The organism is Micromonospora sp. NPDC005173 (assembly GCF_040608515.1).
In the GTDB taxonomy this organism is placed as follows: domain Bacteria; phylum Actinomycetota; class Actinomycetes; order Mycobacteriales; family Micromonosporaceae; genus Micromonospora.
The window spans coordinates 106,718-133,366 of the sequence record NZ_JBEXIK010000016.1; the positions used below are offsets into that span (position 1 = coordinate 106,718).

Here is a 26,649-nt window from a genome sequence, read left to right on the forward strand (position 1 = left end):
GCCTTCTCGACCGCTGGGGCGGTGCGGCATGCGCGGGTAGGCGCATATGCTGGCCGGTGGAGATTTCGCCTCCGCCGGCCGGCCCGTCCCGCCATGGCGGTCCCGCCGCGATTCCCGTCTCTACCCCGTCAGGAGCCCGTCCGACATGACCCAGTCCCCCGCCGTGCGTTCCACCGGTCGGTCCGGTCCGGTCCGCATCGGCGAGCGAGCCGCCCGTACGCTCGTCACCGAGCTGGCCCGGATCAACGATCCCAAGGCTGCCCTGCTGGTCGGCGCGAGCCCGCAGTCCGCGGTGCTGGCCGCGGCGATCGAGGCGCTGCTCCCCGGCGACCGGCTCACCGTGGTGGCCGCCGAGTCGTCCAGCGCCACCGCGCTCCGCGAGCACGTCACCGCTCAGGGTCGGTGGGTCGCCGACCGGGTGCGCGTGGTCGACTCGCTGGCCGAGGCTGAGGCCGCCGGGGTGGTCATCGCTGGCGAGGCGTTCACCGGCACCGCCGAGGAGACCCGCAGCGGCATCGAGGACATGGCCAAGTACCTGGCCGACGGCGCGGTGCTGAGCGTGGCCACCACCGCCACGCCCGGCCGGACCACCGGTGCCGCCGCCGAGTTGGCCCGGCAGGACGCCCTGTACGGCGTCGGCGCCGACCTGGTGCTGCGCAACTCGCCGCCGGTACGGGTCTACCGGCTGCGGTTCACTCCGGCCAGCCCGGCCGCGGCCGACCGGCTGGCGCCCGCGTACCGGCCGTCGAGCGTGCCGCTGACCCGCGGCATGCACATCGACTCCAACGGGGTGGCCGCAGCGGGCATCACGCTGGGCCTGGCCGCGCTGGCCCGGGTGGCGCGTCCCTCGTCGAAGCTCTGGCTGCTGCCGGCGCTGGCCGCCGGACCGGTCGCCGCGTTCTTCCGGGACCCGGAGCGGGACGTGCCGGAGGACCCGAACGCCGTGGTCGCCAGCGCGGACGGGCAGGTCCTGTCGGTGCAGCGCCTGCACGACGAGCGTTTCGGCGACGGCGAGTGGCTGCGGATCGCGGTCTTCCTATCGGTGCTGGACGTGCACGTCAACCGAGCCCCGGTCGCCGGCAAGGTGGTGGACTACTTCGTCGCCGATGGCGGCTTCGTCAACGCCATGAAGCCGGACGCCGAGCACAACGTGGCCGCGTACACCGTGCTGGACACCTCCCGCGGCCCGGTGGTGGTCGCGCAGCGGACCGGGCTGATCGCCCGGCGGATCGTGCAGCGCGCGCCGATCGGCGCGCTGCTGGCGAAGGGCGAGCGCTTCGGGCTGATCCGGTTCGGCTCACGGACCGACGTCTACCTGCCGGCCGAGGCTGCCGAGCCGCTGGTCGGGCCGGGCGACAAGGTCGTCGGCGGCTCCACGGTCATCGCCCGCTGGCACTGACCCCGCGCAACAGAGAACGGGGCGCCGCTGATCGCGGCGCCCCGTTTCGCTTGCGTGGATCAGGCGGTACGACGCTGGCGCAGCCAGAGCACCGGCCCACTGACCAGGTAGCCCACCACAATCAGGGCGAACGTGAGCCGGATGTCGACCAGCGCGCCGATGATCGGGGCCAGCCAGAGCCACGGCGGCAGCTTCACCAGCCGGGCGAGCTTGGCGTACGGGAAGCTGGAGACCATCGCGAAGGCGAGCAGTGCCACCCCGGCGACCAGCACGGGGCCGGGCACCGGAAGGCCGATCGCGACGGTCACGGCGAGCACCGCGGCCGCCATGGTGGTCGGCACCCCGCAGAAGAAGCGGCCGTCCTTGGGCGAGACGTTGAAGCGGGCCAGCCGGATCGCGGCACACGCCGCGACCAGTGCGCAGGCGACCGCCGCCGCAGCCGTCGAGACCGAGCCGGCGAGCGAGGCGTAGACCACGACCGGCGCGGCGAGGCCGAACGAGCACATGTCGGCCAGCGAGTCCATCTGCGCGCCGAACGGGCTGGCCACGCCGAGCCGGCGGGCCAGCGCGCCGTCCAGGCCGTCGAAGGCGACGCAGGCGATCAGGCAGAGCGCGGCGATGCGCACCTCGCCCTGCATGGCCTGGAAGATGGCCAGCATGCCGAGCATGAGGCTGGCCAGGGTGCACGCGTTGACCAGGCCGAACTTCATCCGGCGGGCGACCGTGCGCTCGCCGGGGAGCAGCGGGATCGACCCGGGCGAAACCTCGTCGGCGTGTGCCATCGGCGGCAGCGCCGGGCTGACCGGCATGACCGCCTCGATCTCCGCCCGACCCAGGTTGAGCGACTGCCGGCCGAGCCGGTCCAGCCGGTCCAGGCCGTAGCGGCGGCGCTGCCGCTCGGCGTACCGGTGCTCGGGCAGGGCCACGTCGGCGGTGTGCAGGTCGCCGTCGCGGCGACCCACCCGGACCAGCAGCACCTGGCGGGCGAACGTGCTGCTGCGGCGCAACCGGCCCGCCCAGCGACGCCCAGCGGGGCGCGGACTGTCAGTCGTACGACGCCGGCGCCATGGGGCTCTCGGCACGTTTCCTCCATCACCGGATCAGCTGACCGCCGTGGGCGGGTGTCCGGCTGTCTCGTGCCGGACCTTGCTTGGCCCGGCAGCCGTTTTGCGGAGTACACCATCGCATAAGGGAACAGGACTTGGCGATAGCTGCCGGCGGTACTTATATCTGGCCTAAACCGCGCGAACCGCTCTCTTATTCCCATGCCGGGCTTCATCGCCCGTTTCCTCCATCATTCCCGCCTTTGACTGTACCGGAGGGTCACCATCTCGGCTCACCGAGCGGAGGGCTATCGGCCCAGCTGTCCGATTGCCGAGGCAGCGATCCCGGTCAACAGCAGGTCGGCGGCCTGCGACGGGGTGAACCAGCCGGCCCGCGCCGTCGAGCCGCCGGCGGATTCGGTGACCACCGCGTCAGTAGGTACGTCCACCAGCACCCGATAGATCACCCGTACGCCGTGCCAGTCCAGCGGGCGCCCCTCCGGGCCGAGCGCGGCGGGGTTGTGCAGATTGTCCACGCCGAGCAGCTCCACCACCCGGCCCAACTGGCCGCCCTCCTCGACCAGCTCACGGAGCAGCCCGGTGGTCGGCTGCTCGCCGTGATCGGTGCCGCCACCGGGCAGGTGCCACATGCCGGCCCCCGGATAACCGTCGGCGATCTGGGTGAGCAGGATCCGCCCGGCCGGGTCGGTGACCAGCCCGTACGCGCCGAAGCGCAACCGGCGGCCCGGGTGCACCGGCGGGAACGGCTCACCGGGCCGGTGCGCTCCGGTCGGGAGCGGGGTGACCGGCAGGCCGAGCAGCTCGGCGCTGAACGGTGCCAGCGGCAGGCGGGCCACCTCGGCCGGGGCGAGCCAGCGGGCCTGGTCGGTCGGGCCGTCCACGGCGTCGCGCAGGGCACCGCCACGCACACTCAAGTCGAACGCCAACCGGTCGGTGTGCAGCGCGACGTCGTCCTCCGGGTAGGTGGTCACGTCGGCAACCACCGCCCGCAGCCGGTCCACCGCCACGGTCAGCCCGGCCTGCCGGGAGACCTCGCGGACCACGGCGTGCTCCGGATGCTCGGCGTGCGCCACCGCACCCCCCGGCAGCCGCCAAACCCCCAAGTTCCTGTCCCGAACAACCAAAACCCGACCCGATTCCCACAAAACCCCATAAACCCCCACCCGCCGCATTTCCATCCCGCTCCCCGCCCCCGGTTGTCCCCGTCGATCATGAAGTTATCGCCGTCCATCTCGGCGCGTCCTGACAATAACTTCATGATCAACGCGGGGAGGGGGGTTGGGGGGTTGGGGGGTTGGGGATGGGGTTGGGGAGGGGAGGGAGGGGTGGGGGTGGGAGGGGTTAGGTGAGTTGGGCGGCTTGGACTGCTTCGGCGGTTACCTCGGTGAGGTGGTGGGTGGGGAGGGCGCCCAGCTCCTCGCGGGCGAACCAGCGGGCCTCGCAGGTGGAGCCACCCACGTCGGCCACGGTCAACGGGTCGGGCTTGTCGACCACCACGCGGTAGAAGGCGCGTACGCCGTGCCAGTCGATCGGGTAGCCCTCCGGGCCGAGCGAGGCGGCGTCGCGGTGGCTGGCCACCCCGAGCAGCTCGACCAGGCGGCCGGTCTGCCCGGTCTCCTCGACCAGCTCCCGGATCAGCGCCGCGCCGGGCTGCTCGCCGTAGTCCGTGCCGCCGCCGGGCAGGTGCCAGCAGCCGGCGCCCGGGTAGCCAGCGGAGACCCGGGTGAGCAGCACCCGGCCGGCCGGGTCGGTGCACACCGCGTACGCGGCGAAACGCTGCGCCCGGTGCAGCCCGTCCGGGCCGGGCACCGCGTAGAAGGAGGGGAACTCGGGCACCTCGTCGGGCACCACGTCGGCCGAGGAGGCGGGCAGCCCGAGGGCACGCGCGGTGAACGAGCGCAGCGGCAGCTCGCGCGCCTCGTCGAGGGTGTACCAGCGAGCCAGGTCGGTGGGGCGCTCGCCCACCCGGTCGGCCAGCGTGCCACCGCGCACCGCCACCCGGTAGATGAGCCGGTCGGTGTGGATGGTGATGCCGCGCTCCGGCAGCGCCCGCATGTCGGCGAGCACGTCGGCCAGACCCGAGACGGCGACCGAGAGACCCGTCTCGGTGGCGGTCTCCCGGACCACCGTGTGGTTCGGGTCCTCGCCGTGGTCGACCGCCCCGCCGGGCAGCGACCACACGCCGGGTGTGCCGGAGCGCTCCGATGCGCGGACCAGCAAGAACCGGCCGTTTGAGTCAGCACAAACTGCGTATGCCGCGATCCTGCGGAGCGGCTCCAGCAAGGTGGTCACGGGAGCAAATTCTCCCCGGGCAGGGTTACCGGAACGGAAAAGAGTCAGATTCCTGACTGTCTGACCCCGATCAGGGGCTGGTCAGGGTAAGGATCCGGGCGGTCACCGAGGCCGGGAGGGACAGCGGCGCGGACTGTGGAGACATGACGCCCACCACCGCTCCCCGCGCTCCGTACAAGCAGCTCCGGCGACCCACCACCGACCGCATGGTGGCCGGGGTCGCCAGCGGTCTCGGCCGCTACTTCGCCGTCGACCCCACCCTGGTCCGGGTGATCTTCGCGGTCACCGGCCTGCTCACCGGCGGGCTCGCGCTGTTCGCGTACCCGATCATGTGGTTCCTGATGCCCGAGGAGCCCAGCGGCGCGCCGGCCTGGCCGCACGCGGCGGGCACCGCGCCGCAGACCGGCCCGCCGCCCACCGCCGGGCCCGCGCCCGGCGGGCCATGGCCGGGGTACGCCCCGACGCCGCCCTACCCGTCGGCGAGCCCGCCCAGCACACGACCGGCGGACGAGGCGCCTCCGGCCGCGTGAGGTGCGCTCACTCCCACTCGATGGTGCCCGGCGGCTTGCTGGTCACGTCCAGCACCACGCGGTTGACCTCGGCCACCTCGTTGGTGATCCGGGTGGAGATCCGGGCCACCACCTCGTAGGGCAGCCGTGACCAGTCGGCGGTCATCGCGTCCTCGCTGGAGACCGGGCGCAGCACCACGGGATGCCCGTAGCTGCGCCCGTCACCCTGCACGCCGACACTGCGCACGTCGGCCAGCAGCACCACCGGGAACTGCCAGACGCCGCGGTCCAGGCCGGCGGCGGTCAGCTCCTCCCGGGCGATCAGGTCGGCCTGGCGGAGCAGGTCGAGCCGCTCCTGGTCGACCGCGCCGATGATCCGGATGGCCAGGCCGGGGCCCGGGAACGGGTGCCGCCAGATCATCGCCTCGGGCAGGCCCAGCTCCAGGCCGAGCGCCCGGACCTCGTCCTTGAACAGCGTGCGCAGCGGCTCGACCAGCGCGAACTTCAGGTCCTCAGGCAGGCCGCCGACGTTGTGGTGGCTCTTGATGTTGGCGGTGCCGGTGCCGCCGCCGGACTCCACCACGTCCGGGTAGAGGGTGCCCTGGACCAGGAACTCCACATCGCCGTGCGAGGCGACCTCGCGGGCGGCGGCCTCAAAGACCCGGATGAACTCCCGACCGATGATCTTGCGCTTCTGCTCCGGGTCGGTCACCCCGGCCAGCGCGCCGAGGAACCGCTCCGCCGCGTCGACCACCTTCAGCTTGATGCCGGTGGCCGCCACGTAGTCCTTCTCCACCTGCTCGGCCTCGCCGGCACGCAGCAGGCCGTGGTCGACGAAGACGCAGGTGAGCTGGTCACCGACCGCCTTGTGCACCAGCGCGGCGGCGACCGCCGAGTCCACCCCGCCGGACAGGCCGCAGATGACCTCCTTGTCGCCGACCTGGGCGCGGATCCGGGCCACCTGCTCGTCGATGATGTTCTCGGGCGTCCAGGTCGGCTCGATGCCGGCGATGTCGTACAGGAAGCGGGTCAGCATCTCCTGGCCGTGCGCGGTGTGCCCGACCTCCGGGTGGAACTGCACCCCGGCCCGGCGACCGGCCAGATCCTCGAACGCGGCCACCGGCGCACCCGCCGACTCGGCGGTCACCGTGAAGCCCTCGGGCGCCTCGGTGACGCAGTCGCCGTGACTCATCCAGACCGGTAGGTCGGCCGGCAGGTCGCGGAGCAGTACACCGGGGTCGAGGAGGCGGGGGCGCAGCGGTGTGCCGCCGTACTCGCGGTTGCCCGTCTTCGCGACCGTGCCGCCGAGCGCCTGGGCCATCGCCTGGAAGCCGTAGCAGATGCCGAAGACCGGCACGTCGGCGGTGAACATGCCGGCGTCGATCTGTGGCGCGTCCGGCGCGTAGACGCTGGACGGGCCGCCGGAGAGGATGATCGCGGCCGGGTTCTTCGCCAGCATCTCGGCGACCGGCATCGAGTGCGGCACGATCTCGGAGTAGACCCTCGCCTCGCGGACCCGGCGGGCGATGAGCTGGGCGTACTGGGCTCCGAAGTCCACCACAAGGACGGGGCGAGGCAGGCTCATGTGCACAAAGCCTACCGACAGTCACGGCCGCTCCCGCCCCGCCCCGCCGCCCCCGCACCCTCCCTTCCAAGATCCTGCACTGACCGCCTCACCAACCAGGACATATGCCCCGTAGCGGCGAACCTGCCCGCGAGATCGCCGAGGGGTGAGTCAGGGGCGCAGGGCGGCCGGTGCCTCGGGTGGGACAGCCGGGGCTCGGGGTGGGACCGGGTCCAGGCGGCGGTAGGGGGTGCCGAGTGGGGGGCGCGGGTCCGGGTCGTTCTTGTTGGGCCAGAGGGACATGGCGCGTTCGGCCTGGGCCGTGATGGTCAACGATGGGTTGACGCCCAGGTTGGCCGAGACCGCGGCTCCGTCCACCACGTGCAGCCCGGGGTGCCCGTACACCCGGTGGTAGGGATCGATCACCCCGTCGGCCGGGGTGGCCCCGATCGCCGCCCCGCCCAGGATGTGCGCGGTCATCGGGATGTCGAAGGGCTCGGTGAGCGAGCCGCCGGGCGTACCACCGATCTCCTCGGCGAGCAGCCGGGCCGCGGTGTTGCCGGCCGGGATCCAGGTCGGGCTCGGCGTGCCGTGGCCCGGGCCGGTGACCAGCCGACGGCCGAACACGCCGCGCCGCCACCGGGTGGTCAGCGAGTTGTCCAGCGACTGCATCACCAGGGCGATCACCGTCCGCTCCGACCAGCCGCGCACCGACAGCATCCGGGCGGCCAGCCCGGGCTGCCGCACGATGCTGCCCAGCCAGCGCCGGACCCGGTGCGGACCACCGTCGACCAGCAGCGACTGGAGCAGCCCCATCGCGTTGGAGCCGCGCCCGTAGCGGACCGGCTCGATGTGCGTCTGCGGGTCGGGATGAAACGAGCTGGTGATGGCCACCCCCTCGCTGAAGTCCAACCGCTCGGCCCGGGCCCGCTGGCGCGCCACCGAGGCGCCGAGGATCGCCTCCGAGTTGGTCCGGGTCAGCTCGCCGAGGCGGGACGAGAGCCCGGCCAGCGCACCGTCGGCCTTCATCTCGTGCAGCAGCCGTTGGGTGCCGAGCGCGCCCGCGGCGAAGACCACCTGGTCGGCGTGGATCACCTGGCGGCGGTGACGCAGCCAGGCGCCGGTGCGGACCGTGTGCACCTCGTACCCGCCGCCGGCGGCCGGTTTGACGGCGGTCACCGTGGTCAGCGGATGCACCGTGGCGCCCAGCCGCTCGGCGAGCCAGAGATAGTTCTTGACCAGTGTGTTCTTCGCCCCGTGTCGGCAGCCGGTCATGCACGAGCCGCAGTGCAGACAGCCGGTGCGCTCCGGGCCGGCGCCGCCGAAGTACGGGTCGGCGACCCGCTCGCCGGGGCGGCCGATGTGCACGCCCACCGGGGTGGCGTGGAAGGTGTGCCCCACCCCCATCCGGTCGGCCACCGCCCGCATGGCCCGGTCCGCGCCGGTGTTCAGCGGGTACGTGGTGACACCGAGCATCCGCTTCGCCTGGTCGTAGTGACGGGCCAACTCGTCACGCCAGTCGGTGATGTCCCGCCACTGCGGGTCGGTGTAGAAGGCCGGCAGCGGCTCGTAGAGGGTGTTCGCATAGACCAGCGAGCCGCCGCCCACCCCCGCTCCGGAGAGCACCAGCACGCCGCCACCCGATCGCCGGTCGGCCGGGCGGAGCAGGGTGAGCCGCTGGATGCCGTAGCAGCCCAGCTTCGGTGCCCACAGGAACCGGCGAGCCCGCCAGGACGTCTGCGGGAACTCGTCGTCGGCGAAGCGTCGGCCGGCTTCCAGCACGCCGACCGAATAGCCCTTCTCGGCCAGCCGGAGCGCGGTGACGCTGCCGCCGAAGCCGGACCCGATGACGACCACGTCATACCGCATGGACGCATCATTACTCGCGAGTAGCGCTCGCGCCAGCGCCCGTTTTCGCGCGATCATGCACCGGCCGACCGACCCGGCGCCTCCCGGCCGCAACCTGGAGCACTCGTCGGGGCGTTGTTCGGATACGGGTGGGAAGGACGTCCAACATGAACCTCGCGTCGATGGCGCCGCGTCGACGGTGGCTGCTGCTGGGTCTGGCGGCCCTCGCCGTCGTCGCGCTGGTCGCGGCCGGGGCAGTGGTGATCACCCGGCTGACCGGCAACGACACGCCCGACCGAACGGCACCGGTGGCCGGCTCACCGAGCGCCACGCCGGCCGGCACGCCCACCCCCCGCCCGTCCGGGCCGCCGCCGGGCGCCAACATCACCGGTCCGCTGAACCTGCTGCTGGTCGGGGTGGACACCCGGGTCAGCGTGCCCGGCTGGGAGCCGCACGCCGACGCCGTGCTCGTGCTGCACGTACCCAAGGGGCTGGGCCGGGCGTACCTCTTCTCCCTCCCCCGCGACCTGCTGGTGGACATCCCGGCGTTCCCGAAGGCCGGCTACGCCGGTGGCAAGACCAAACTCACCCACGCGATGAGCTACGGCAGCCGGGTGCCGGGCAAGCCCAAAGAGCCGAGCACAGCCCAGGGATACGAACTGCTGCGCAGCACGGTCAGCGGGTACACCGGGCTCCGCATCGACGCCGGCGCGGTGCTCACCTTCACCGGGTTCGACCGGCTGGTGAACGCCCTGGGCGGGGTGGACGTCTACATCGACCAGCGGGTCGCCTCGTTGCACCGCCGGCCGGACGGCAAGCACCGGGAGAGTGTGCCCGGCGGGTACACCGGGCCGCAGATGGTCTACGAAAAGGGCGAGCGGCACCTCAACGGCTGGCAGGCGCTGGACTACGCACGGCAGCGCTACATCACCGGCGGCGACTATGCCCGGCAGCGCCACCAGCAGCAGCTGATCCGGGCGCTGACTCGCAAGATCCTGGACGAGGGCCTGGCCCGGCAGCCGGAGCGGGTCGACCAGGTGGTCGCCGCGCTGGGCGACACCCTGATCTACGTCGGTGGCCGCCGGATCGTCGACCTGGCGTACGCGTTGGGTGGGGTGCCGGAGGACCGGTTCGTGCTGGTCGGCCTGCCCGGCTCGGGCGTCGGCAAGGGCAGCGCCTATCGCGGCGAACAGCTCACCAGTGTCGGCCAGAAGTTCATCACCGAACTCCGTGCCGGCCGCGCCGACGCCTACCTGTCCGCCCACCCCACCCTACGCATCAAAACCTGACCCCCTCCCCGCCGCGATCTTGAGCTTTCGGTCCCCGATTCGCGGCGGGAAGGGGATGGGCCGTCAGAGGGCTTTGGGGGTTGAGGGCTTCTTGGTGCCGTAGAGCCAGGCGTCGAAGAGAGCGCCGAGCTGCTTGCCGGAGATGCGCTCGGCGAGGGCCACGAACTCGGCGGTGGTGGCGGTGCCGTTGCGCTTCTCCGCCGCCCAGGTCTTGACGATCTCAAAGAACGCCTTGTCGCCGACGGCCACCCGCAGCGCGTGCAGGGTCATCCCGCCACGCTGGTAGACCGACTCGCTGAACAACTCCTTCGCCCCCGGCTTGCCCGGCGGCGTCTTCCACACCTGGGCCGGCACCTGGGCGTACCGGATGTCGAACGCCTGCTTGGCGGTGTACTCCTTGGTGTGCTCGGCCCAGAGCCACTCCGCGTACGTCGCGAAGCCCTCGTTGAGCCAGATGTCCTCCCACTTGGCCAGCGCCACACTGTCGCCGAACCACTGGTGGGCCAGCTCGTGGGCGACCACCTCGGTGTTCTCGCCGCGCCGGAAGAAGCCGGCGGAGTAGACCGGACGGCTCTGCGTCTCCAGCGCGTACGCGATGCGGCTGTCGGAGACCACCACGCCGCCGTACGCGTCGAACGGGTACGGCCCGAACACGCTCTCCAGGTAGTCGGCCACCTTGACGGTCTGCGCGATCGACGCGTCCGCGGCGCCCTTGGCCACCGTGGTGGTGACCGCGCTGTACACCGGACGTCCCTTGTGCTCGGCGGTGGTGATCCGGAACTTGCCGATCACCAGCGTGCTCAGGTAACTGGCCATCGGCGACTTCTCCGACCACTTCCAGGTGGTCCAGCCGTCCGTGCTTGCCTTGCCGCCCGGCACACCGTTGCTGACCGCGGTGAGGCCGTCCGGGACGGTGATCTCGAAGTCGTACGCCGCCTTGTCGGACGGATGGTCGTTGACCGGGAACCAGGTGCTCGCCGACTCGGGCTGGCCCAGCGCGATGGCACCGTCGGAGGTGTGCAGGAAACCGCCCTCGCCGAGCACCTCGTTCTTCAGCGGCTTCGGCACCCCCTCGTAGGCGATCTCGGCGACGAAGCCGTTGCCCGTGATCAGCCCGGCCGCCGGCTTGATCACCAGCTCGTTCTTCTCCCGGGTGTGGGTGGCCGGTGCGCCATCCACGGTGACCGTCTTGACGGTCAGGCCGGCCAGGTCGAGGTTGAACGTCGACAGGTCGGCCGTCGCCGTGGCCTGCACCGTGGCCGTGCCGGTCAGCCGATCCTTCGCCGGGTCGTAGCGCACCTTGACGGTGTACCGCCCGACGTCGTAGCCGCCGTTGCCGTAGCTCGGGAAGTAGGCATCGCCGACCCCGGCCGCGCCCGCGGTGAAGGTCCGCGACGGCGTCGGGGACGCACTCGGCGACGGCGCCGCCTCCGGGGCGGCCGAGTTGCATCCGGACAGTGCGAGCGCCCCGGTCACCAGCAGACCGACACCAACCCGCAACCTGCGCCTCGTCACCCGCATCACGAGCCTCCCCCGTACGGTGGCGGAGGCGGCCTCCGCCGCTCCGCGCGAGCGGCAACTCCCGGCCGATCGCAGGCGGCAGCCTATCGATCGGTCATCACGGCCCCGTCACGGCAGGGTAGGCGCCGCACCACCCACCAACCAGGCGTCGAACAGCGGGCGTAGCTGCCGGTCGGCCACCCGCTCGGCCAGCGCGACGAAGTCCGCGGTGGTGCCGCTGCCCGCCGCCCGCTCGGTGGTCCAGGTGTGCAGGATGCGGAAGAACGTGGCGTCGCCGACGGTCCGGCGCAGCGCGTGCACGGCGAGCGCGCCACGCTTGTAGACGGCGGCGCCGAACATCCGCTCCCGGCCCGGCTCGACCGTTGGTTGCGACCAGTCGGTCGCCGCGTACTGGAGCTCGAAGTTGCGCTGCGCGGTCCGGCCGCCGTCGTGCTCCTCCCACAGCCACTCGGCGTAGCTGGCGAAGCCCTCGTTGAGCCAGATGTCCCCCCACCTGGTGAGCGACACGCTGTCGCCGAACCACTGGTGGGCCAGCTCGTGCGCGACCACGCCCGGATTGGGCCGGTCGTCGGCGAAGAAGGCGGGCCCGTAGACGGGCCGGGACTGGGTCTCCAGCGCGTAGGCGACCCGGTCGTCGGCGACGACGATCCCGCCGTACGACTCGAACGGGTACGGGCCGAAGCGGCTGGCCAGGAAGTCGACGATCTCTCCGGTGCGGGCCAGCGAGCCGGCCGCGCCACCGGTCGCCGGCAGGCTCGCCGCCACCGCGGTGATCATCGGCTGGCCGGCGTGACTGCCGGTCACCACCCGGTAGTCGCCGATCACCAGGGTGCTCAGGTAGCTGGCCATCGGGGTGCGCTCCGACCAGCGCCAGGTGGTCCAGCCGTCGGCGCTGCTCTTCGGCCCGGGCACCCCGTTGCTCAGGGCGGAGAGACCGTCCGGGACGGTCACCGCCAGTTCGTAGCTGGCCTTGTCCGACGGGTGGTCGTTGACCGGGAACCAGGTGGCGGCGGAGGCGGGCTGGCCGAGCGCGACCGCGCCGTCGGCGGTGTGCAGGAAACCGCCACTGCCCAGCGCCCCGTCGGTGACGGCGGTGGGTACGCCGGCGTAGTCGACCGCCACGGTGAACGGCCGGCCGCGTGACAACCCGTCGGGCGGGGTCACCACCAGCTCGCCGTCGTCGCGGCGGTGTTCGGCCCGGGTGCCGTTGACGGTGACCGCGCCGACCTGCAGACCGACCAGGTCCAGGTTGAACCGGGACAGGTCCTGGGTTGCCGTCGCCGTGATGGTGGCCCGGCCGGTCAGCCGGTCGGTCGCCGGGTCGTAGCGGACGTCCAGGTGGTAGTTCTTGACGTCGTACCCGCCGTTGCCGTGGCCTGGAACGTACGGGTCTCCGGCGTCGGCGGCACCCGGCCGGAACATGTCGCGGTCGGCGCCCGTGCAGCCAGCCGCGCCCAGGGCGATCGCGCTGGTCAGCGCGGTGACGGCGACGGCCACCCGGCGCCGGGGCGGTCTCCGTCCGGTCAGGACCATGCACACTCCTCCTGCGACGTCCCCGGTCACGACGAGCGTAGCCAGCGCAGGCGGACGCGAGGCCGGTATCGACGATCATCAGTGACTTTCGTCGATCCAAACAAAAGTTGGTGCTGATCGATACTTTCTTTTGGCTTCGACCGACGTTAGTGTCTGTCTCCAAGATGTAACGCGTTCGGAACATTCACGCCGACCGCTACCGGAGACGGGGCCTCGTCCCGGCTCGACACGCCGTGGCGGCGGCGTGGACCTGCCCCTTCAACTTCGCGGCACCGCGCGGTCCCGGTCCACCGGGAGCGCGGAACGGGCGCTCGGCGGCGCCCCGCGACCTACCCTCTCGCACCTCTGCTGATCGTTATCGACGGCAAACCGCCGTCGCGAAAGGTGGAACAATGCCAGACCAGATCGCACCCGACGCCTCTTCTGCCGGTCGGCTCAGCCGCCGGTCACTGCTCGCCGCGTCCGCCGGCGCCGCCGCCGCGCTCGGCGCGGCCGGCCTGCCGGTGCTCGCCACCGGCACCCCCGCACTCGCCCACTCCAAGGACAGGGACAAGGGAAAGAGCAAGCTGCGGGTCGAGCCGCTGATCCCGTCGAAGAACCGCGGCATCATCCTCTACAGCGTCCGGGACCGGATCACCGCGGCGCCCGACGACAGCGGCGTGCCGTACGGCTTCGAGCAGGTCCTCGCCCGGCTCGCCGAGATCGGCTACAAGGAGATCGAGTTCGCCGGCTACACCCAGAACACCGCGATCCTCGGCCGGCAGATCACCCCGACCGAGATCCGCAAGATCCTCGACGACAACGGCCTGGTGGCCAACGGCACCCACGCCTCGATCCAGGCGGCCACCTTCCAGCAGCAGCTGGACATCGCCGAGGAACTCGGCATGAAGAACATCGGCACCGGCAGCGACCCGACCAACAGCGCGTACAAGGCCGACTGGGACGCCGCCGCCGACACCTGGAACGAGCTGGGCCGGCAGGCCCGGGCCCGCGGCATGCGGCTCTACACGCACAACCACGACGCCGCGTACAGCTTCCTGCTCGACTCCGGGCCGCTGGACGACCAGGGTCGCCCCACCCGTTCCTCCGGCGTCCGGCGGCTGGAGTACTTCTTCGGCAAGACGGACCCCCGGTACGTCTACTTCGAGCTCGACATCTACTGGGCCTACGTGGCCCGGTACAAGCACCAGAAGTACATCGACCCGACCGGCCGCGAGGTGACCGACCTGTTCGACCCGATCCTCACCGTGGCCGACCGGACCACCCGGTTCCCGCTCTTCCACGCCAAGGACGGCGACCGGGACACCAGCGTGCCCAACGGCCACCAGATGACCCCGCTGGGCGAGGGCGACCTCAACTTCCAGCAGTTCTTCCAGACCATCGGCGAGCGGGACTTCCACCACGCCAACTGGGAGATGGACACCGCCCCCGGTGGCACCGCCAACCGGGCCCAGTCGCTCGACTTCGCGGCGCTCAGCTACCGCAACATGTCCGACCTGACGATCTACCTCAAGAAGTGACCCCCGGCGTGGCCGGCGTCCCTCCGACGCCGGCCACGCCGCCGGCGGCCGGTGACCGGACGGTCGACCACCGGCCGGGTCACACCGCGCCTCCCGTACGGCGACGGGACGCGCCCGGTCCCATCCCCCACGCAGTCGCGCTGCCGGCCCCAACAGGCCGGGGATGCCGCGCGCCTGCCGACCACCGGAGGAACGATGACCCGACCGACCGGACGACGATGGCTAGCCGTCGCCGCTGGACTCATCCTCACCATCCCCCTCACCTCCGCCGTCCCCGCCGCCGCCGCACCGACCGACGACGCGCCCCCGAGCACGCCGGCCGTCGTGGAGAACGGGCCGGCCGCGCTCCGCTCCGCCGCCCGCGCACCGCAGACCTACCGGGTGCTGGTGTTCACCAAGACCGCCGGTGAGCGCCGGGCATCCATCACCGACGGCGTCGACACCATCCGGAAGCTGGCCCAGGCGAACGACTTCAAGGTCACGGTGAGCCGGGACGCCGCCGTGTTCACCGCCGCCGAGCTCGCGAAGTACCGGGCGGTGGTCTTCCTCAACACCACCGGTGACGTGCTCAACGCCAGCCAGGAGGCGGCCTTCGAGTCGTACGTCAAGGCCGGCGGCGGCTACGTCGGCGTGCACGCGGCGGCGGAGACCGAGCCGGACTGGGCCTTCTACCAGGACCTGGTCGGCGCGAAGGTGGCCGGTGCCTCGCCGGTCGTCCGCGGCGTGGTGGACGTGGCCGACCGGGCCCACCCGGCGACCGAGACGCTGCCGCGCACACTCACCCTCACCGAGGAGTGGTACAACTTCAACCGCAACGTCCGGGGCACCGCGCACGTCCTGGGCACGGTGGACGAGAAGACCTACACCGGCGGCGCCATGGGGTACGACCACCCCGTCACCTGGTGCAAGGACTACCAGGGCGGTCGATCCTTCTACACCGGCCTCGGGCACAGCATCGAGACGTACCGCTCGGCGAAGTTCCGCGAGCACCTGCTCGGCGGCATCCAGTGGTCCGCCGGCGTGATCGAGGGCGACTGTGGCGCCACGGTGCTCGGCAACTACGAGAAGGTCACCCTCAACGACGACCCCGGCGAGCCGATGTCGCTGGCCGTGCTCCCGGACGGCCGGGTGCTGCACAACACCCGCGGCGGCGAGGTGCGACTCTACGACCCGGCCACCGGTGCCAGCCCGGTGATCACCACCGTCGACGTGTACCAGCACGACGAGGACGGCCTCCAGTCGGTGGCGATCGACCCGGACTTCGCGACCAACAAGTGGGTCTACATCTACTACGCGCCGAAGCTGAACACCCCGGTCGACAACCCGGCCACCCCGGGCGTCAACGAGGGCGACGCGCCGGCCACCTCCACCGACCCGACGGTCTGGGACAAGTTCAAGGGCTACAACCAGCTCTCCCGGGTCAAGCTGGTGGACTCCCCCACCCCGCACCTGGACATGAGCACCGAGCAGCAGATCCTCCGCGTCGACGTGGACCGCGGCATCTGCTGCCACGTAGCCGGTGAGATCAAGTTCGACGGTAAGGGGCTGCTCTACCTGGTCACCGGGGACGACACCAACGCCGGCGGCTCCGACGGGTACACCCCGATCAACGAGTCGCCGACCCAGGGCCCCGGCTACGACGCGCAGCGCTCCTCCGCCAACACCAACGACCTGCGCGGCAAGCTGCTGCGGATCAAGGTGCGGGCCAACGGCACGTACACCGTCCCCAAGGGCAACCTCTTCCCGGAGGAGCAGGACACCGCCGGGAAGACGCGGCCGGAGATCTTCCTGATGGGGCTGCGCAACCCGTTCCGCTACGACGTGGACGCCCGGGGCATGGTCTACGTCGGCGACTACTCGCCGGACTCCCGTGTCCCCAGCGCCACCCGCGGGCCGGACGGCACCGGCCGCTGGTTCGCCACCAACAAGGCCGGCAACTACGGCTGGCCGTACTGCTACTCGCCGAGCCTGCCGTACATCGACTTCGACTTCGTCACCCGGACCTCGGGCGCCCCGTTCAACTGCGGCGCCCCGGTCAACAACTCGCCGCGTAACACCGGCCTGCGGGTGCTGCCGAAGGTCGAGCAGCCGCAGTTCTGGTACACGTTCGACGGACGCACCCCGTGTGCCGGCTCGTACCTGGAGAACCCGCCGGTCGGCTGCGACTTCAAGTGGCCGGTGATCGGCACCGGCGGCGTCGGCCCGATGGGCGGCCCGATCTACTCGTACGACCCGGCGTCGACCTCGGAGGTGAAGTTCCCCGAGTACTACCAGAACGCGGTGGTGTTCGGTGAGTTCACCCGGGACAAGATCTTCATGATGCGGACCGACGGCAAGGGCACCCTGACCGGGGTCGAGCAGTTCCTGCCGGGCGTCGTCTTCGACAACCCGATGGACATGGAGTTCGGCCCGGACGGCTCGCTCTACCTGCTGGAGTACGGCGACGGCTTCTTCCGGGCCAACCCGGACGCACAGCTGTCGGTGATCCGGTACGTCAAGGGCCAGCGGTCGCCGGTGGCGAAGCTCGATGCCACCCCGACCTCGGGGACGGCACCGCTGACCGTGCAGTTCTCCTCGGCCGGCAGCTACGACCCGGACCCGGGCGAGTCCATCTCGTACGCCTGGGACTTCACCAGTGACGGCACGGTCGACTCGGCCGACCCGAGCCCGTCGTTCACCTACACCGCGAACGGGACGTACACCGCCAAGCTGACGGTGACCGACTCCAGCGGACGGACCGCGGTGCTCACCAAGGAGATCGTGGTCGGCAACACCGCGCCCACGGTGACCGTCACCTCCCCGGTGGCCGGCAGCTTCTTCACCTGGGGTGAGAGCGTGCCGTTCACCGTCACGGTGACCGACCCGGAGGACGGGCCGGTGGACTGCTCGCGGGTGACCGTGACCTTCGTCCTCGGCCATGACAGCCACGGCCACCCGGACAGCTCCACCACCGGCTGCACCGGCATCCTCGCCACGCCGGCCGACGGCGGTGACCACGCCGGCGGGTACCTGTACGGCGGGATCAGCGCCTCGTACACCGACCTCGGTGGCGGCGGCCAGGGGGCACTCACCACGGTCGGCCAGGCGATCATCCAGGCGCCCCGGCAGCAGGCCGAGAACGCCCAGGTGAAGCAGGGTGTCGAGGTGGCCAACACCGGCGACACCGGCGGCGGGCAGCACGTCAGCGGGATCGACCCGGGCGACCACGTCGCCTTCGACCCGATCAACCTGGGCGGGGTGACCACCGTGACGCTGCGGCACTCGGGAGGCTCGGCGGCCACTGCCGGCACCGCCCGGGCCGGGGTTGAGCTGCGGCTCGACTCGCCGACCGGCCCGGTCGTCGCCACGGCGACGCTGAACGCGACCACCGGCAACGGGGCCTTCACCAGCACCACGGTGCCGGTGGACCAGCCCGCCGGGGCGCACCGGCTCTACCTGGTCTTCACCGCCGTACCCGGCGGCCCGACCAGCGGCCTGGTCAACCTGAACTGGGTCGAGTTCACCGAGGGCTGACGCCCCCGGTACGACGGAGGCCGGCCCCGCAACGTGGCGGGGCCGGCCTTCCGGCGCACGGGGGACGGGTCAGCGGTCGAGGACCAGGCCAACCTTCTGGAACTCCTTGAGGTCGCGGTAGCCGCACTTGGCCATCGCGCGGCGCAGCCCGCCGAACAGGTTGAGCTGGCCGTCGGCCTCGTCGGCCGGGCCGAAGAGCAGCTGCTCCATCGACCCGATCGGGTCGCCGGAGACCTCGAACGCGCCGCGGGGCAGCGACGGGTGGCTGGCCGCCGAGTGCCACCAGGCACCACCGGCGGGCGCCTCGTCGCAGAGCGACAGCGGCTCGCCGAGCATCACCGCGTCCGCGCCGCAGCCGAGCGCCTTGGCGATGTCACCCGAGGTCTGGATGTCACCGTCGGCGATCAGGTGCACGTACCGGCCGCCGGTCTCGTCGAGGTAGTCCCGGCGGGCCGCTGCGGCGTCGGCGATCGCGGTGGCCATCGGCACCCGGATGCCCAGCACCGACTCGGTGGTCGACCACTCGTCGCCGCCGATGCCCACGATCACGCCGGCCGCGCCGGTGCGCATCAGGTGCAGCGCGGTCTTGTAGTCCGTGCAGCCGCCGACGATCACCGGCAGGTCGAGGTCGGCGATGAACTCCTTGAGGTTCAGCGGCTCGTCGGTGGTCGAGACGTGCTCGGCCGAGACGATGGTGCCCTGGATGACGAGGATGTCCACCCCGGCGTCCAGGATCACCGGGGCCAGCGCCAGGGTGTGCTGCGGGGAGACCCGCACCGCCACCGTGCTGCCACCGGCGCGCAGCTCGCGGACCCGCTCCGCGATCAGGTCGGGGCGGATCGGCTCGGCGTACACCTCCTGGAGCCGCTTGGTGGCGCGGGCGTCCTCGTCGAGGCCGGCCAGCTCCTCCAGCACCTTGGTCGGGTTCTCGTAGCGGGTCCACAACCCCTCGACGTTGAGCACGCCGAGGCCGCCGAGCTCACCGAGCCGGACCGCCGACGACGGGCTCATCGTGGCGTCGGAGGGGTGCCCGACGCACGGGATGCCGAACGGGTACGCGTCGAGCTGCCAGGCGGTGGAGACGTCGTCGACGTCCCGGGTCCGGCGGCTCGGCACGATGGCGATGTCGTCCAGGTGGTAACCGCGCTGCGCGGTCTTGCCCAGCCCGATCTCGACCACGTCACGCATGGGGGACTCCAGGTTGTTGGGGGATGGTCAGCGGGAGTGGTAGTTGGGCGCCTCGACGGTCATCTGGATGTCGTGCGGGTGGCTCTCCTTGAGCCCGGCCGCGGTGATCCGGATCAGCTGGCCACGCCGGTGCAGCTCGGGGATGCTCTCCGCGCCGACGTACCCCATCGCGGCGCGCAGCCCGCCGGTGAGCTGGTGGGCGACCGCGGACAGCGGGCCCCGGTAGGGCACCTGGCCCTCGACGCCCTCGGGGACCAACTTGTCCTCGGCGAGCACGTCCTGCTGGAAGTACCGGTCCTTCGAGTACGACTTGGCCTGGCCCCGGGACTGCATCGCTCCGAGCGAGCCCATCCCGCGGTACGCCTTGTACTGCTTGCCGTTGATGAAGATCAGGTCGCCCGGGCTCTCCTCGCAGCCGGCCAGCAGGCTGCCGAGCATCACCGTGTCGGCGCCGGCGACCAGCGCCTTGGCGATGTCGCCGGAGTATTGAATGCCGCCGTCGCCGATCACCGGCACGCCGGCCGGGCGGGCGGCCCGGGCCGCCTCCATGATCGCGGTGATCTGCGGCACGCCGACCCCGGCGACGATGCGGGTGGTGCAGATCGCGCCCGGACCCACGCCGACCTTGATCCCGTCGGCGCCGGCCTCGACCAACGCCCGCGCGCCGGCGTACGTGGCCACGTTGCCGCCCACGATGTCGATGGCGACGTCCCTCTTGAGCTGCCGGACCATGTCCAGCACGGCCCGCTGGTGGCCGTGCGCGGTGTCCACGATCAGCACGTCCACGCCCGCGTCGACCAGGGTGCGGGCCCGCTTGTACGCGTCCTCGCCGACCCCCACGGCGGCGGCCACCCGCAGTCGGCCCGCGTCGTCCTTGGTGGCGTCCGGGTACTGCTCGCTCTTGGTGAAGTCCTTGACGGTGATCAACCCGCGCAGCCGGCCCGAGTCGTCGACGATCGGCAGCTTCTCGATCTTGTGCTGGCGCAGCAGGTCCAGTGCCTCGTCCTTGCTCACCCCGACCCGGGCGGTGACCAGCGGCGTCCGGGTCATGATCTCCCGTACCGGGGTGTTCGGCTCGGAGACGAAGCGCATGTCGCGGTTGGTGACGATGCCGACGAGCTGGCCGTCGCCGTCCACCACCGGCACGCCGGAGATCCGGTACCGCCCGCACAGCTCGTCGACATCGCGCAGGGTGTCGCCGGGGCTGGCGGTCACCGGGTTGGTGATCATGCCGGACTCGGAGCGCTTGACCAGGTCGACCTGGAGGGCCTGGTCCTCCAGTGAGAGATTGCGGTGCAGCACGCCGATGCCACCCTGGCGGGCCATGGCGATCGCCATCCGCGCCTCGGTGACGGTGTCCATGGCGCTGGAGAGCAGCGGGACGGTCAACTCGATGTTGCGGGTGAGGCGGGTGCGGGTGTTGACCCGGCTGGGAACCACGTCCGACTCGCCCGGCTGGAGCAGCACGTCATCGAAGGTGAGGCCGAGCGGAACCACCCGGGCCGAGCCGGCGGGCAGCTCGGGCAGGTGGCCGCCCAGGTCGGCGTGCTCGGCGCCGGCCGGAAGATCGTTGTTGGGCGAATTTTCCACGATTGCTCCCCTGAGCTGCTCGGATGGGCTTCAGCGAGGTGGCGCGGGCGGGCACCGGAACATGCCACGGTGCCGGCACGTCGTCCCATCGTACCCAGTGAGCTGGGCGACCTCTGCCGGTGGCGGGCCGGCCCGGCGCGGCGCCGGGGGCGGACGTCCCCGCCGCGTTGGGTCTACGGTGAGGGGGTGCACGACGAGCCCATCGACCCGTTCAACGGCGACCCGGCCGACCCGACCGCGGGGCTGGACGATCCGGGCGACGACGCGACGCCGGATCCGCTGACCGACGTCGAGCGGCAGGATGTGCTGGAGGACCTCGCCGACCTGGAGATCTACCAGGCGCTGCTGGCACCGATCGGGGTCCGCGGGCTGGTCATCGAATGCGAAGACTGCCGCGAGCCGCACTACTTCGACTGGGATCTGCTCCGGGGCAACCTGCGCCACCTGCTCAACTCGGGCCGGCCCCGGGTGCACGAGCCGGCGTACGACCCGGACCCGGACCACTACGTGACCTGGGACTATGCCCGCGGGTACGCCGACGGGGTGCACGACACCCTGACCGAGGGCACCGAGGACGAGCCGGGCGCTTCCCCCTCCACCGACTGACCCCCGTCCTGACCCCGCCGGCGTTCGCGCCGGCAAGATCGTGCTGCGACAAGGAAACAGTGGCCTCCCGGTTCGGGGAGGCCACTGCATCCTGGATCGAGCACGATCAGGCACGTGGGTGGGTGGGTCAGGCGACCAGGCCGGCGCGGAACCCGGCGGCCACCGCGTGGGCGCGATCCCGGGCGCCGAGCTTGCGGAACAGCCGGCGGGCGTGGGTCTTGACGGTGTCCTCCGAGACGAACAACTCCCGGCCAATCTCCGCGTTGCTCTTGCCCTCGGCCATGCCCAGCAGCACCTGAAGCTCCCGCTCGGTGAGCCCGATCGACGCCCGGGCGGGCCGGGCAGCCGGGGTGGGACGGGGCGGGTCGCTCTGCTGGTCGGTCGCCGACTCACCGGTCGCCGGCTCAGGCTCGTCGTCGCCCCGCTGCACCGGCACCGACGGCACACCAGCCGGGCCCTCGGCGGACGCGGCGGCCCAGCCCGGCTCGGCCGAACCGCGCAGCGACGGCGCGGAGCGGGCGGAACCCCCGACCGCCGCCGTGTCCCGGGCCGGATCGGTGGCCCGTTGCCGGGTGGCCCGGCCGGGCGCGGTGAGCAGCAGCAGCGCCTTGGCCACCGCGCTGGTCAGGTCGTGGTCGGCGTTCTGGATGAGGCCCCGGGCGCCGGCGCTGATGGTGGCCGCCGCGGCCTCGGACTCCTCGGCGCCGAGCAGCAGCACCGCGGCCTGCGGCGCGCGGGCCAGCACCCGGCGCACGAAGCCGGCGCTGTCCGGCCGGGTGAGGGCCGTGTCGGCCAGCACCACGTCGGCCGGCCGCTCGGCCAGCCGCAGCATCACCTCGGGATCGGAGACAGCGGTACGAACGATCGCGGACAACCCCAGCCGCGCGGCCGCGGAAGTCAGGTGCTGGGCCGCGAGTGGTGTCCGAACGCACACAAGAACGCTACGCACTGTGATCTCCTCTCCGACCACGAGCAGACCATGACGGGGTCGGCCGGGGAGGGGGTTCCCGGCAATCCTCCGAACTTTTCCGACAGATGGGGCAAAAGCCGCAAGTTCTGGGGCGTTCTCGATCACAGAAGTGTGAGCCGGGGACAGCCCGGGTACCGAGAAATCCAGGCCGGAAACGGTGCGCCTGCGCGGCCCGCCGCCCGGAAGCCGGCCACAAGGATCTCGCGGTGCCGCGCGGGAGGAGGGGTGCTGATGTCGAACGTACGTAGACTGCCCGGACCCATCGTCGATCTCTGGGACTGGCAGCGTCTCGGTGCCTGCCGTGGGCGGGACAGCGCTCAGTTCTTCCACCCCGACGGCGAGCGGGGCTCCTCCCGGTTGCGTCGGGAGTCCTCCGCCAAGGCGGTCTGCCGTGCCTGCCCGGTCCGTGCCGAGTGCGCCGCGCACGCGCTGTCGGTCCGCGAGCCGTACGGCGTGTGGGGTGGCTTCAGCGAGTCGGAGCGGCTACGCCTGCTCGCCGTCGGCTGGGAGGACCTGGCGGACCGCCGGCAGGCCCGGGTCGACGTGACCCGACTGGAGGCCCGACTGGGCCACCCGCACAAGTCGACCGTCCCGGCCCAGCGCAACGTCGCCTGACCCGGCACTCCCCCGCGACACCGCGAACCGCGCCCCCACCCGCTGAGGGCGCGGTTTCCGCGTCTTCCGGGTCGGAGCGCACGGATCTTGGACAGTTTCCGCTCCGTTCGCACGGAGCGGAAACTGTCCAAGATCTCCACGGGAAACCCCTGCACCGCCGCCGGCTCGCGGTCAGCGGACGTTGACGGTGACCGTGTGCCAGCCGGTGGCACCGTCCGGGACCACACCCTGCTCACGCTCGGTCTGGGTCTCCCCGGTCGCATCGGTCGCCCTGACCTGGAGCCGGTGCTCGCCCGGCGTGGCGTCCCAGCGCCACGACCACTGCACCCAGGTGTCCACCGACACCGTCGGGGCCAGCTCCGCCTCCTGCCAGGGGCCGCCGTCGACGCGCACCTCGACCCGGCGGATGCCCCGGTGCTGCGCCCAGGCCACCCCGGCCACCGTCACCGGGCCGGCAGTCAGCCGGTTACGCGAGCGCGGCGCGTCGATCCGCGACTGGGTCTTGATCGGCCCCTGGACGGACCAGCCCCGCGGCACCCAGTACGCGTCGAAGTCGGCGAACCGGGTCAGCTCCAGCTCTGTCACCCACTTGCACGCCGACACGTAGCCGTACAGGCCGGGCACCACCATGCGGACCGGGAAGCCGTGCTCGACCGGCAGCGGCTCCCCGTTCATGCCGATCGCCAGTAGCGCGTCCCGCCCGTCGCGCAGCGCGGCGGTGGGGGTGCCGCAGGTCCAGCCGTCGACCGACCGGCCGACGACCTGGTCTGCGTCCGCGTCCGGCTGGACCTCGTCCAGCAGTTCACGCAGGGGTACGCCGAGCCACCGGGCGTTACCGATCAGGTCCCCGCCCACCTCGTTGGAGACGCAGGCCAGCGTGACGTACCGCTCGACCAACGGCCGGGCGAGCAGGTCGGCGTACGTGTAGGTGCGCTCGGTGCCGACCCGCCCGTGGATCCGCAGCCGCCAGGTCGCCGGGTCCACCTGCGGCACCACCAACGCGGTGTCGATCCGGTAGAACCCGAAGTTCGGGGTGACGTACGGCGCGAGCTGGGCCAGCGAGAGGTCGGCGCCCGCCGGCAGGGCCGGTGCGGGGGCGACCGGCGCGGGCAGCCGGATCGCCTCCCGGGCGGCGGACACGCCGCGCCGCCCGGCCAGCCAGCGCCCGCCGAGTCCGGCCACCGTGGCCGTACCCAGCAACACCCCGGCGCCGGTGAGGAATCTCCGCCGCGACTCCGGGTTGACCCCGTCGTCCGACGCCCGCCCGACGGGCACCGGCGGCGCGGCCGGCGTCACCGAGCCCGGCAAGCCGTCCGAGCCCACCGAGCCCGCCGGCGCGGCCGGAGTGGGTGGAGTGGGTGGGGACCAGGGCCACGGGTCCAGCTCCAGCGGACCGGCGATGAACATCCACAGCACCAGGGCGCCGAGACCGCCGCCGACCAGCGACGGCAGCGCGTCGGCGGCGTCCGCGCCGGGACGGGTCAGCGCGGCGGCCACGCCGACGGCGGCGAACGCCGCGATGCCGGCCAGGCCGAGGGCCAACCGGCGCACCGCCAGCACCCCCAGCAGCGCGGCGAACGCTCCCAGCAGCAGCGCGGTGCCGACCAGGAGCGCGATCTTGTCGGCGGTGCCGAAGAGGTCGATAGCGAGCTGCTTCAGCGACTCCGGGACGGCGTCGACGACCACCCCGCCGACCGCGACCAGCGGTGCCGACCGGGGCCCGGTCAGCACCGCCACCGGTTCCGCGATCCCGATCGCGACGGCGGCGGCGGTGACTCCGGCCAGCGCGGCGTACCGCCGCGACATGGTGCTCATCGGCCCAGTGTGCGCGGTCATCTCACCCGGTCGCCAACCACGTCAGCGCTCGGTGCTGACCCCGGACGCGGACCGGGGCACACCGTCGTACGACGGTGTGCCCCGGGAAGGTACCGCTACCGGGTCAGAAGCCCGGGCCGTGCTGGTGGCCGTGACCGTGGCCGTGCCCACCGCCGGCGGCCGGCTCGGCCTGCTCCGGCTTCTCCACCACGAGGCTCTCCGTGGTGAGCAGCAGGCCGGCGATCGAGGCGGCGTTGGTGACCGCGTTGCGGGTCACCTTCACCGGGTCGATGATGCCGGCCTTGACCAGGTCGACGTACTCGCCGGTGGCGGCGTCGAGGCCGTGGCCCCACTCCTTGCCGGCGACCTTCTGGACCACGACGTAGCCGTCGTGGCCGGCGTTCTGCGCGATCCAGCGCAGCGGCTCGACCAGCGCCTTGCGCACGATCGAGACGCCGACCTTCTCCTCACCGGTGAAGCCCAGGTCGTCGTCGAGCACCGGAAGGATCTGCACCAGGGCGGCGCCGCCGCCGGGCACGGTGCCCTCCTCGACCGCAGCCTTGGTCGCCGCGATGGCGTCCTCGATGCGGTGCTTGCGCTCCTTCATCTCGACCTCGGTCGCCGCGCCCACCTTGATCACGGCGATGCCGCCGGAGAGCTTCGCCAGCCGCTCGGCCAGCTTCTCCCGGTCCCAGTCGGAGTCGGAGGCCTCGATCTCCTTGCGGATCTGGGCCACCCGGTCGGCAACGTCGGAGGACTGGCCGCCGCCGTCGACGATCGTGGTGTTCTCCTTGTCGACCACGACGCGCCGGGCGGTGCCGAGCACCTCCAGGCCGACCTGGTCGAGCTTGTAGCCCAGCTCCGGGGCGACCAGCTCGGCGCCGGTGGAGATCGCGATGTCCTGGAGCATGGCCTTGCGGCGGTCACCGAAGCCCGGGGCCTTCACGGCGCAGACCTTGAGGGTCTTGCGCAGCGAGTTGACCACCAGGGTGGAGAGCGCCTGGCCGTCCACGTCCTCGGCGATGATCAGCAGCGGCTTGCTGTTCTGCAGGACCTTCTCCAGCAGCGGCAGCAGCTCCTCGATCGCCGAGATCTTCTGGGTGGTGACCAGGATGTACGCGTCCTCAAGGACGGACTCCTGACCCTCCAGGTCGGTGACGAAGTTCGGCGAGATGAAGCCCTTGTCGAACTGGAGACCCTCGGTCACGTCCAGTTCGGTGGTGAGCGCGGAGCCCTCCTCGACGGTGATGACACCGTCGCGGCCGACCCGCTCCATCGCCTCGGCGATCAGCTCGCCGATGGTGGAGTCCTGCGCGGAGATCGTCGCCACGTTCGCGATCGACTCCTTGCCGGTGACCTCGGCGGCCCGGCCGAGCAGCGCCTCGGAGATCTTGGTGGCCGCCGCGTCGATGCCTCGCTTGAGGCCGGCCGGGTTGGTCCCGGCGGTGACGTTGCGCAGGCCCTCGCGGACCATCGCCTGGGCCAGCACGGTCGCGGTGGTGGTCCCGTCGCCGGCGACGTCGTTGGTCTTGGTCGCCACCTCCTTGACCAGCTGCGCGCCGAGGTTCTCGTAGGGATTGGTGAGCTCGATCTCCTTGGCGATGGTCACACCATCGTTGGTGATCGTCGGCGCACCGAATTTCTTGTCCAGGACGACGTTGCGCCCGCGCGGGCCGAGGGTGACCTTGACCGCGTCAGCGAGGGCGTTGACACCGTGCTCCAGCAGGTGCCGGGCGTCGTCCGAGAAGCTAAGGATCTTCGCCATGAATGTCCCTTCGAAGCGCCGTTGCCCCGGCCCGGCGAGCCGGACCGG

The 26,649-nt window shown here is 72.0% G+C and carries 19 protein-coding genes; 7 read left to right on the forward strand and 12 right to left on the reverse strand.

Annotated features, from left to right (window positions below; genetic code table 11):
- Window positions 1-145: 145 nt before the first annotated feature.
- Window positions 146-1,399: a phosphatidylserine decarboxylase gene (locus tag ABZV00_RS19645; RefSeq protein WP_328420304.1), complete on the forward strand. Its 1,254-nt coding sequence runs from the start codon at window positions 146-148 to the stop codon at window positions 1,397-1,399.
- Window positions 1,400-1,458: 59 nt separating this feature from the next.
- On the opposite strand, the gene ABZV00_RS19650 is transcribed toward ABZV00_RS19645, so the two are convergent.
- The 3 genes from ABZV00_RS19650 to ABZV00_RS19660 all read right to left on the reverse strand — a co-directional run bounded on the left by ABZV00_RS19650 (window position 1,459) and on the right by ABZV00_RS19660 (window position 4,755).
- Complete coding sequence (locus tag ABZV00_RS19650) at window positions 1,459-2,406, reverse strand: CDP-alcohol phosphatidyltransferase family protein (protein WP_328420306.1); 948 nt, start codon at window positions 2,404-2,406, stop codon at window positions 1,459-1,461.
- 344 nt (window positions 2,407-2,750) lie between these two features.
- Window positions 2,751-3,641: an NUDIX domain-containing protein gene (locus ABZV00_RS19655; RefSeq protein WP_355608114.1), complete on the reverse strand. Its 891-nt coding sequence runs from the start codon at window positions 3,639-3,641 to the stop codon at window positions 2,751-2,753.
- A gap of 163 nt (window positions 3,642-3,804) precedes the next feature.
- On the reverse strand, window positions 3,805-4,755 hold the full coding sequence (locus ABZV00_RS19660; protein ID WP_355608117.1) for an NUDIX domain-containing protein: 951 nt from the start codon (window positions 4,753-4,755) through the stop codon (window positions 3,805-3,807).
- A gap of 143 nt (window positions 4,756-4,898) precedes the next feature.
- On the opposite strand from ABZV00_RS19660, the gene ABZV00_RS19665 reads away from it, so the two are divergent.
- On the forward strand, window positions 4,899-5,285 hold the full coding sequence (locus tag ABZV00_RS19665) for a PspC domain-containing protein (RefSeq protein ID WP_355608120.1): 387 nt from the start codon (window positions 4,899-4,901) through the stop codon (window positions 5,283-5,285).
- Between the two features lie 7 nt (window positions 5,286-5,292).
- Here ABZV00_RS19665 and guaA read toward each other — a convergent pair whose 3' ends face one another.
- Both guaA and ABZV00_RS19675 read right to left on the reverse strand, forming a co-directional pair.
- A complete protein-coding gene (guaA, locus tag ABZV00_RS19670; RefSeq protein ID WP_328420314.1) occupies window positions 5,293-6,849 on the reverse strand; it encodes a glutamine-hydrolyzing GMP synthase in 1,557 nt (518 codons plus the stop codon).
- A 150-nt stretch (window positions 6,850-6,999) separates the two neighbouring features.
- Window positions 7,000-8,697 carry a GMC family oxidoreductase gene (locus ABZV00_RS19675; RefSeq protein WP_355608123.1) on the reverse strand — a complete coding sequence of 566 codons (1,698 nt, stop codon included), beginning with the start codon at window positions 8,695-8,697 and terminating at the stop codon, window positions 7,000-7,002.
- 146 nt (window positions 8,698-8,843) lie between these two features.
- On the opposite strand from ABZV00_RS19675, the gene ABZV00_RS19680 reads away from it, so the two are divergent.
- Complete coding sequence (locus ABZV00_RS19680; protein WP_355608127.1) at window positions 8,844-9,965, forward strand: LCP family protein; 1,122 nt, start codon at window positions 8,844-8,846, stop codon at window positions 9,963-9,965.
- Between the two features lie 63 nt (window positions 9,966-10,028).
- Here ABZV00_RS19680 and ABZV00_RS19685 read toward each other — a convergent pair whose 3' ends face one another.
- Together ABZV00_RS19685 and ABZV00_RS19690 are read right to left on the reverse strand one after the other, a co-directional pair.
- Window positions 10,029-11,486, reverse strand: a complete 1,458-nt coding sequence (locus ABZV00_RS19685) for a M1 family metallopeptidase (RefSeq protein ID WP_355608130.1) — start codon at window positions 11,484-11,486, stop codon at window positions 10,029-10,031.
- A 108-nt stretch (window positions 11,487-11,594) separates the two neighbouring features.
- On the reverse strand, window positions 11,595-13,019 hold the full coding sequence (locus ABZV00_RS19690; RefSeq protein WP_355608132.1) for a M1 family metallopeptidase: 1,425 nt from the start codon (window positions 13,017-13,019) through the stop codon (window positions 11,595-11,597).
- A gap of 392 nt (window positions 13,020-13,411) precedes the next feature.
- On the opposite strand from ABZV00_RS19690, the gene ABZV00_RS19695 reads away from it, so the two are divergent.
- A complete protein-coding gene (locus ABZV00_RS19695) occupies window positions 13,412-14,539 on the forward strand; it encodes a sugar phosphate isomerase/epimerase (RefSeq protein ID WP_355608135.1) in 1,128 nt (375 codons plus the stop codon).
- A gap of 195 nt (window positions 14,540-14,734) precedes the next feature.
- The gene (locus ABZV00_RS19700; protein WP_355608138.1) at window positions 14,735-18,052 is read left to right on the forward strand and encodes a ThuA domain-containing protein; all 3,318 of its coding nucleotides are present in this window, start codon (window positions 14,735-14,737) and stop codon (window positions 18,050-18,052) included.
- 69 nt (window positions 18,053-18,121) lie between these two features.
- Here ABZV00_RS19700 and ABZV00_RS19705 read toward each other — a convergent pair whose 3' ends face one another.
- Together ABZV00_RS19705 and guaB are read right to left on the reverse strand one after the other, a co-directional pair.
- On the reverse strand, window positions 18,122-19,240 hold the full coding sequence (locus tag ABZV00_RS19705; RefSeq protein WP_328420328.1) for a GuaB3 family IMP dehydrogenase-related protein: 1,119 nt from the start codon (window positions 19,238-19,240) through the stop codon (window positions 18,122-18,124).
- A gap of 27 nt (window positions 19,241-19,267) precedes the next feature.
- Window positions 19,268-20,830: an IMP dehydrogenase gene (guaB, locus tag ABZV00_RS19710; protein WP_355608141.1), complete on the reverse strand. Its 1,563-nt coding sequence runs from the start codon at window positions 20,828-20,830 to the stop codon at window positions 19,268-19,270.
- Between the two features lie 186 nt (window positions 20,831-21,016).
- On the opposite strand from guaB, the gene ABZV00_RS19715 reads away from it, so the two are divergent.
- Window positions 21,017-21,436 carry a DUF5319 domain-containing protein gene (locus ABZV00_RS19715; RefSeq protein ID WP_328420332.1) on the forward strand — a complete coding sequence of 140 codons (420 nt, stop codon included), beginning with the start codon at window positions 21,017-21,019 and terminating at the stop codon, window positions 21,434-21,436.
- Between the two features lie 127 nt (window positions 21,437-21,563).
- On the opposite strand, the gene ABZV00_RS19720 is transcribed toward ABZV00_RS19715, so the two are convergent.
- Complete coding sequence (locus ABZV00_RS19720) at window positions 21,564-22,385, reverse strand: helix-turn-helix transcriptional regulator (protein WP_355608144.1); 822 nt, start codon at window positions 22,383-22,385, stop codon at window positions 21,564-21,566.
- Between the two features lie 252 nt (window positions 22,386-22,637).
- Here ABZV00_RS19720 and ABZV00_RS19725 point away from each other — a divergent pair, with 252 nt between their 5' ends.
- Complete coding sequence (locus ABZV00_RS19725) at window positions 22,638-23,021, forward strand: WhiB family transcriptional regulator (protein WP_328420336.1); 384 nt, start codon at window positions 22,638-22,640, stop codon at window positions 23,019-23,021.
- Between the two features lie 171 nt (window positions 23,022-23,192).
- Here ABZV00_RS19725 and ABZV00_RS19730 read toward each other — a convergent pair whose 3' ends face one another.
- Both ABZV00_RS19730 and groL read right to left on the reverse strand, forming a co-directional pair.
- Complete coding sequence (locus tag ABZV00_RS19730; protein ID WP_355608147.1) at window positions 23,193-24,836, reverse strand: molybdopterin-dependent oxidoreductase; 1,644 nt, start codon at window positions 24,834-24,836, stop codon at window positions 23,193-23,195.
- Window positions 24,837-24,960: 124 nt separating this feature from the next.
- Window positions 24,961-26,601, reverse strand: coding sequence for a chaperonin GroEL (groL, locus tag ABZV00_RS19735; RefSeq protein WP_328420342.1), 1,641 nt, complete (start codon window positions 26,599-26,601; stop codon window positions 24,961-24,963).
- Window positions 26,602-26,649 lie beyond the last annotated feature (48 nt).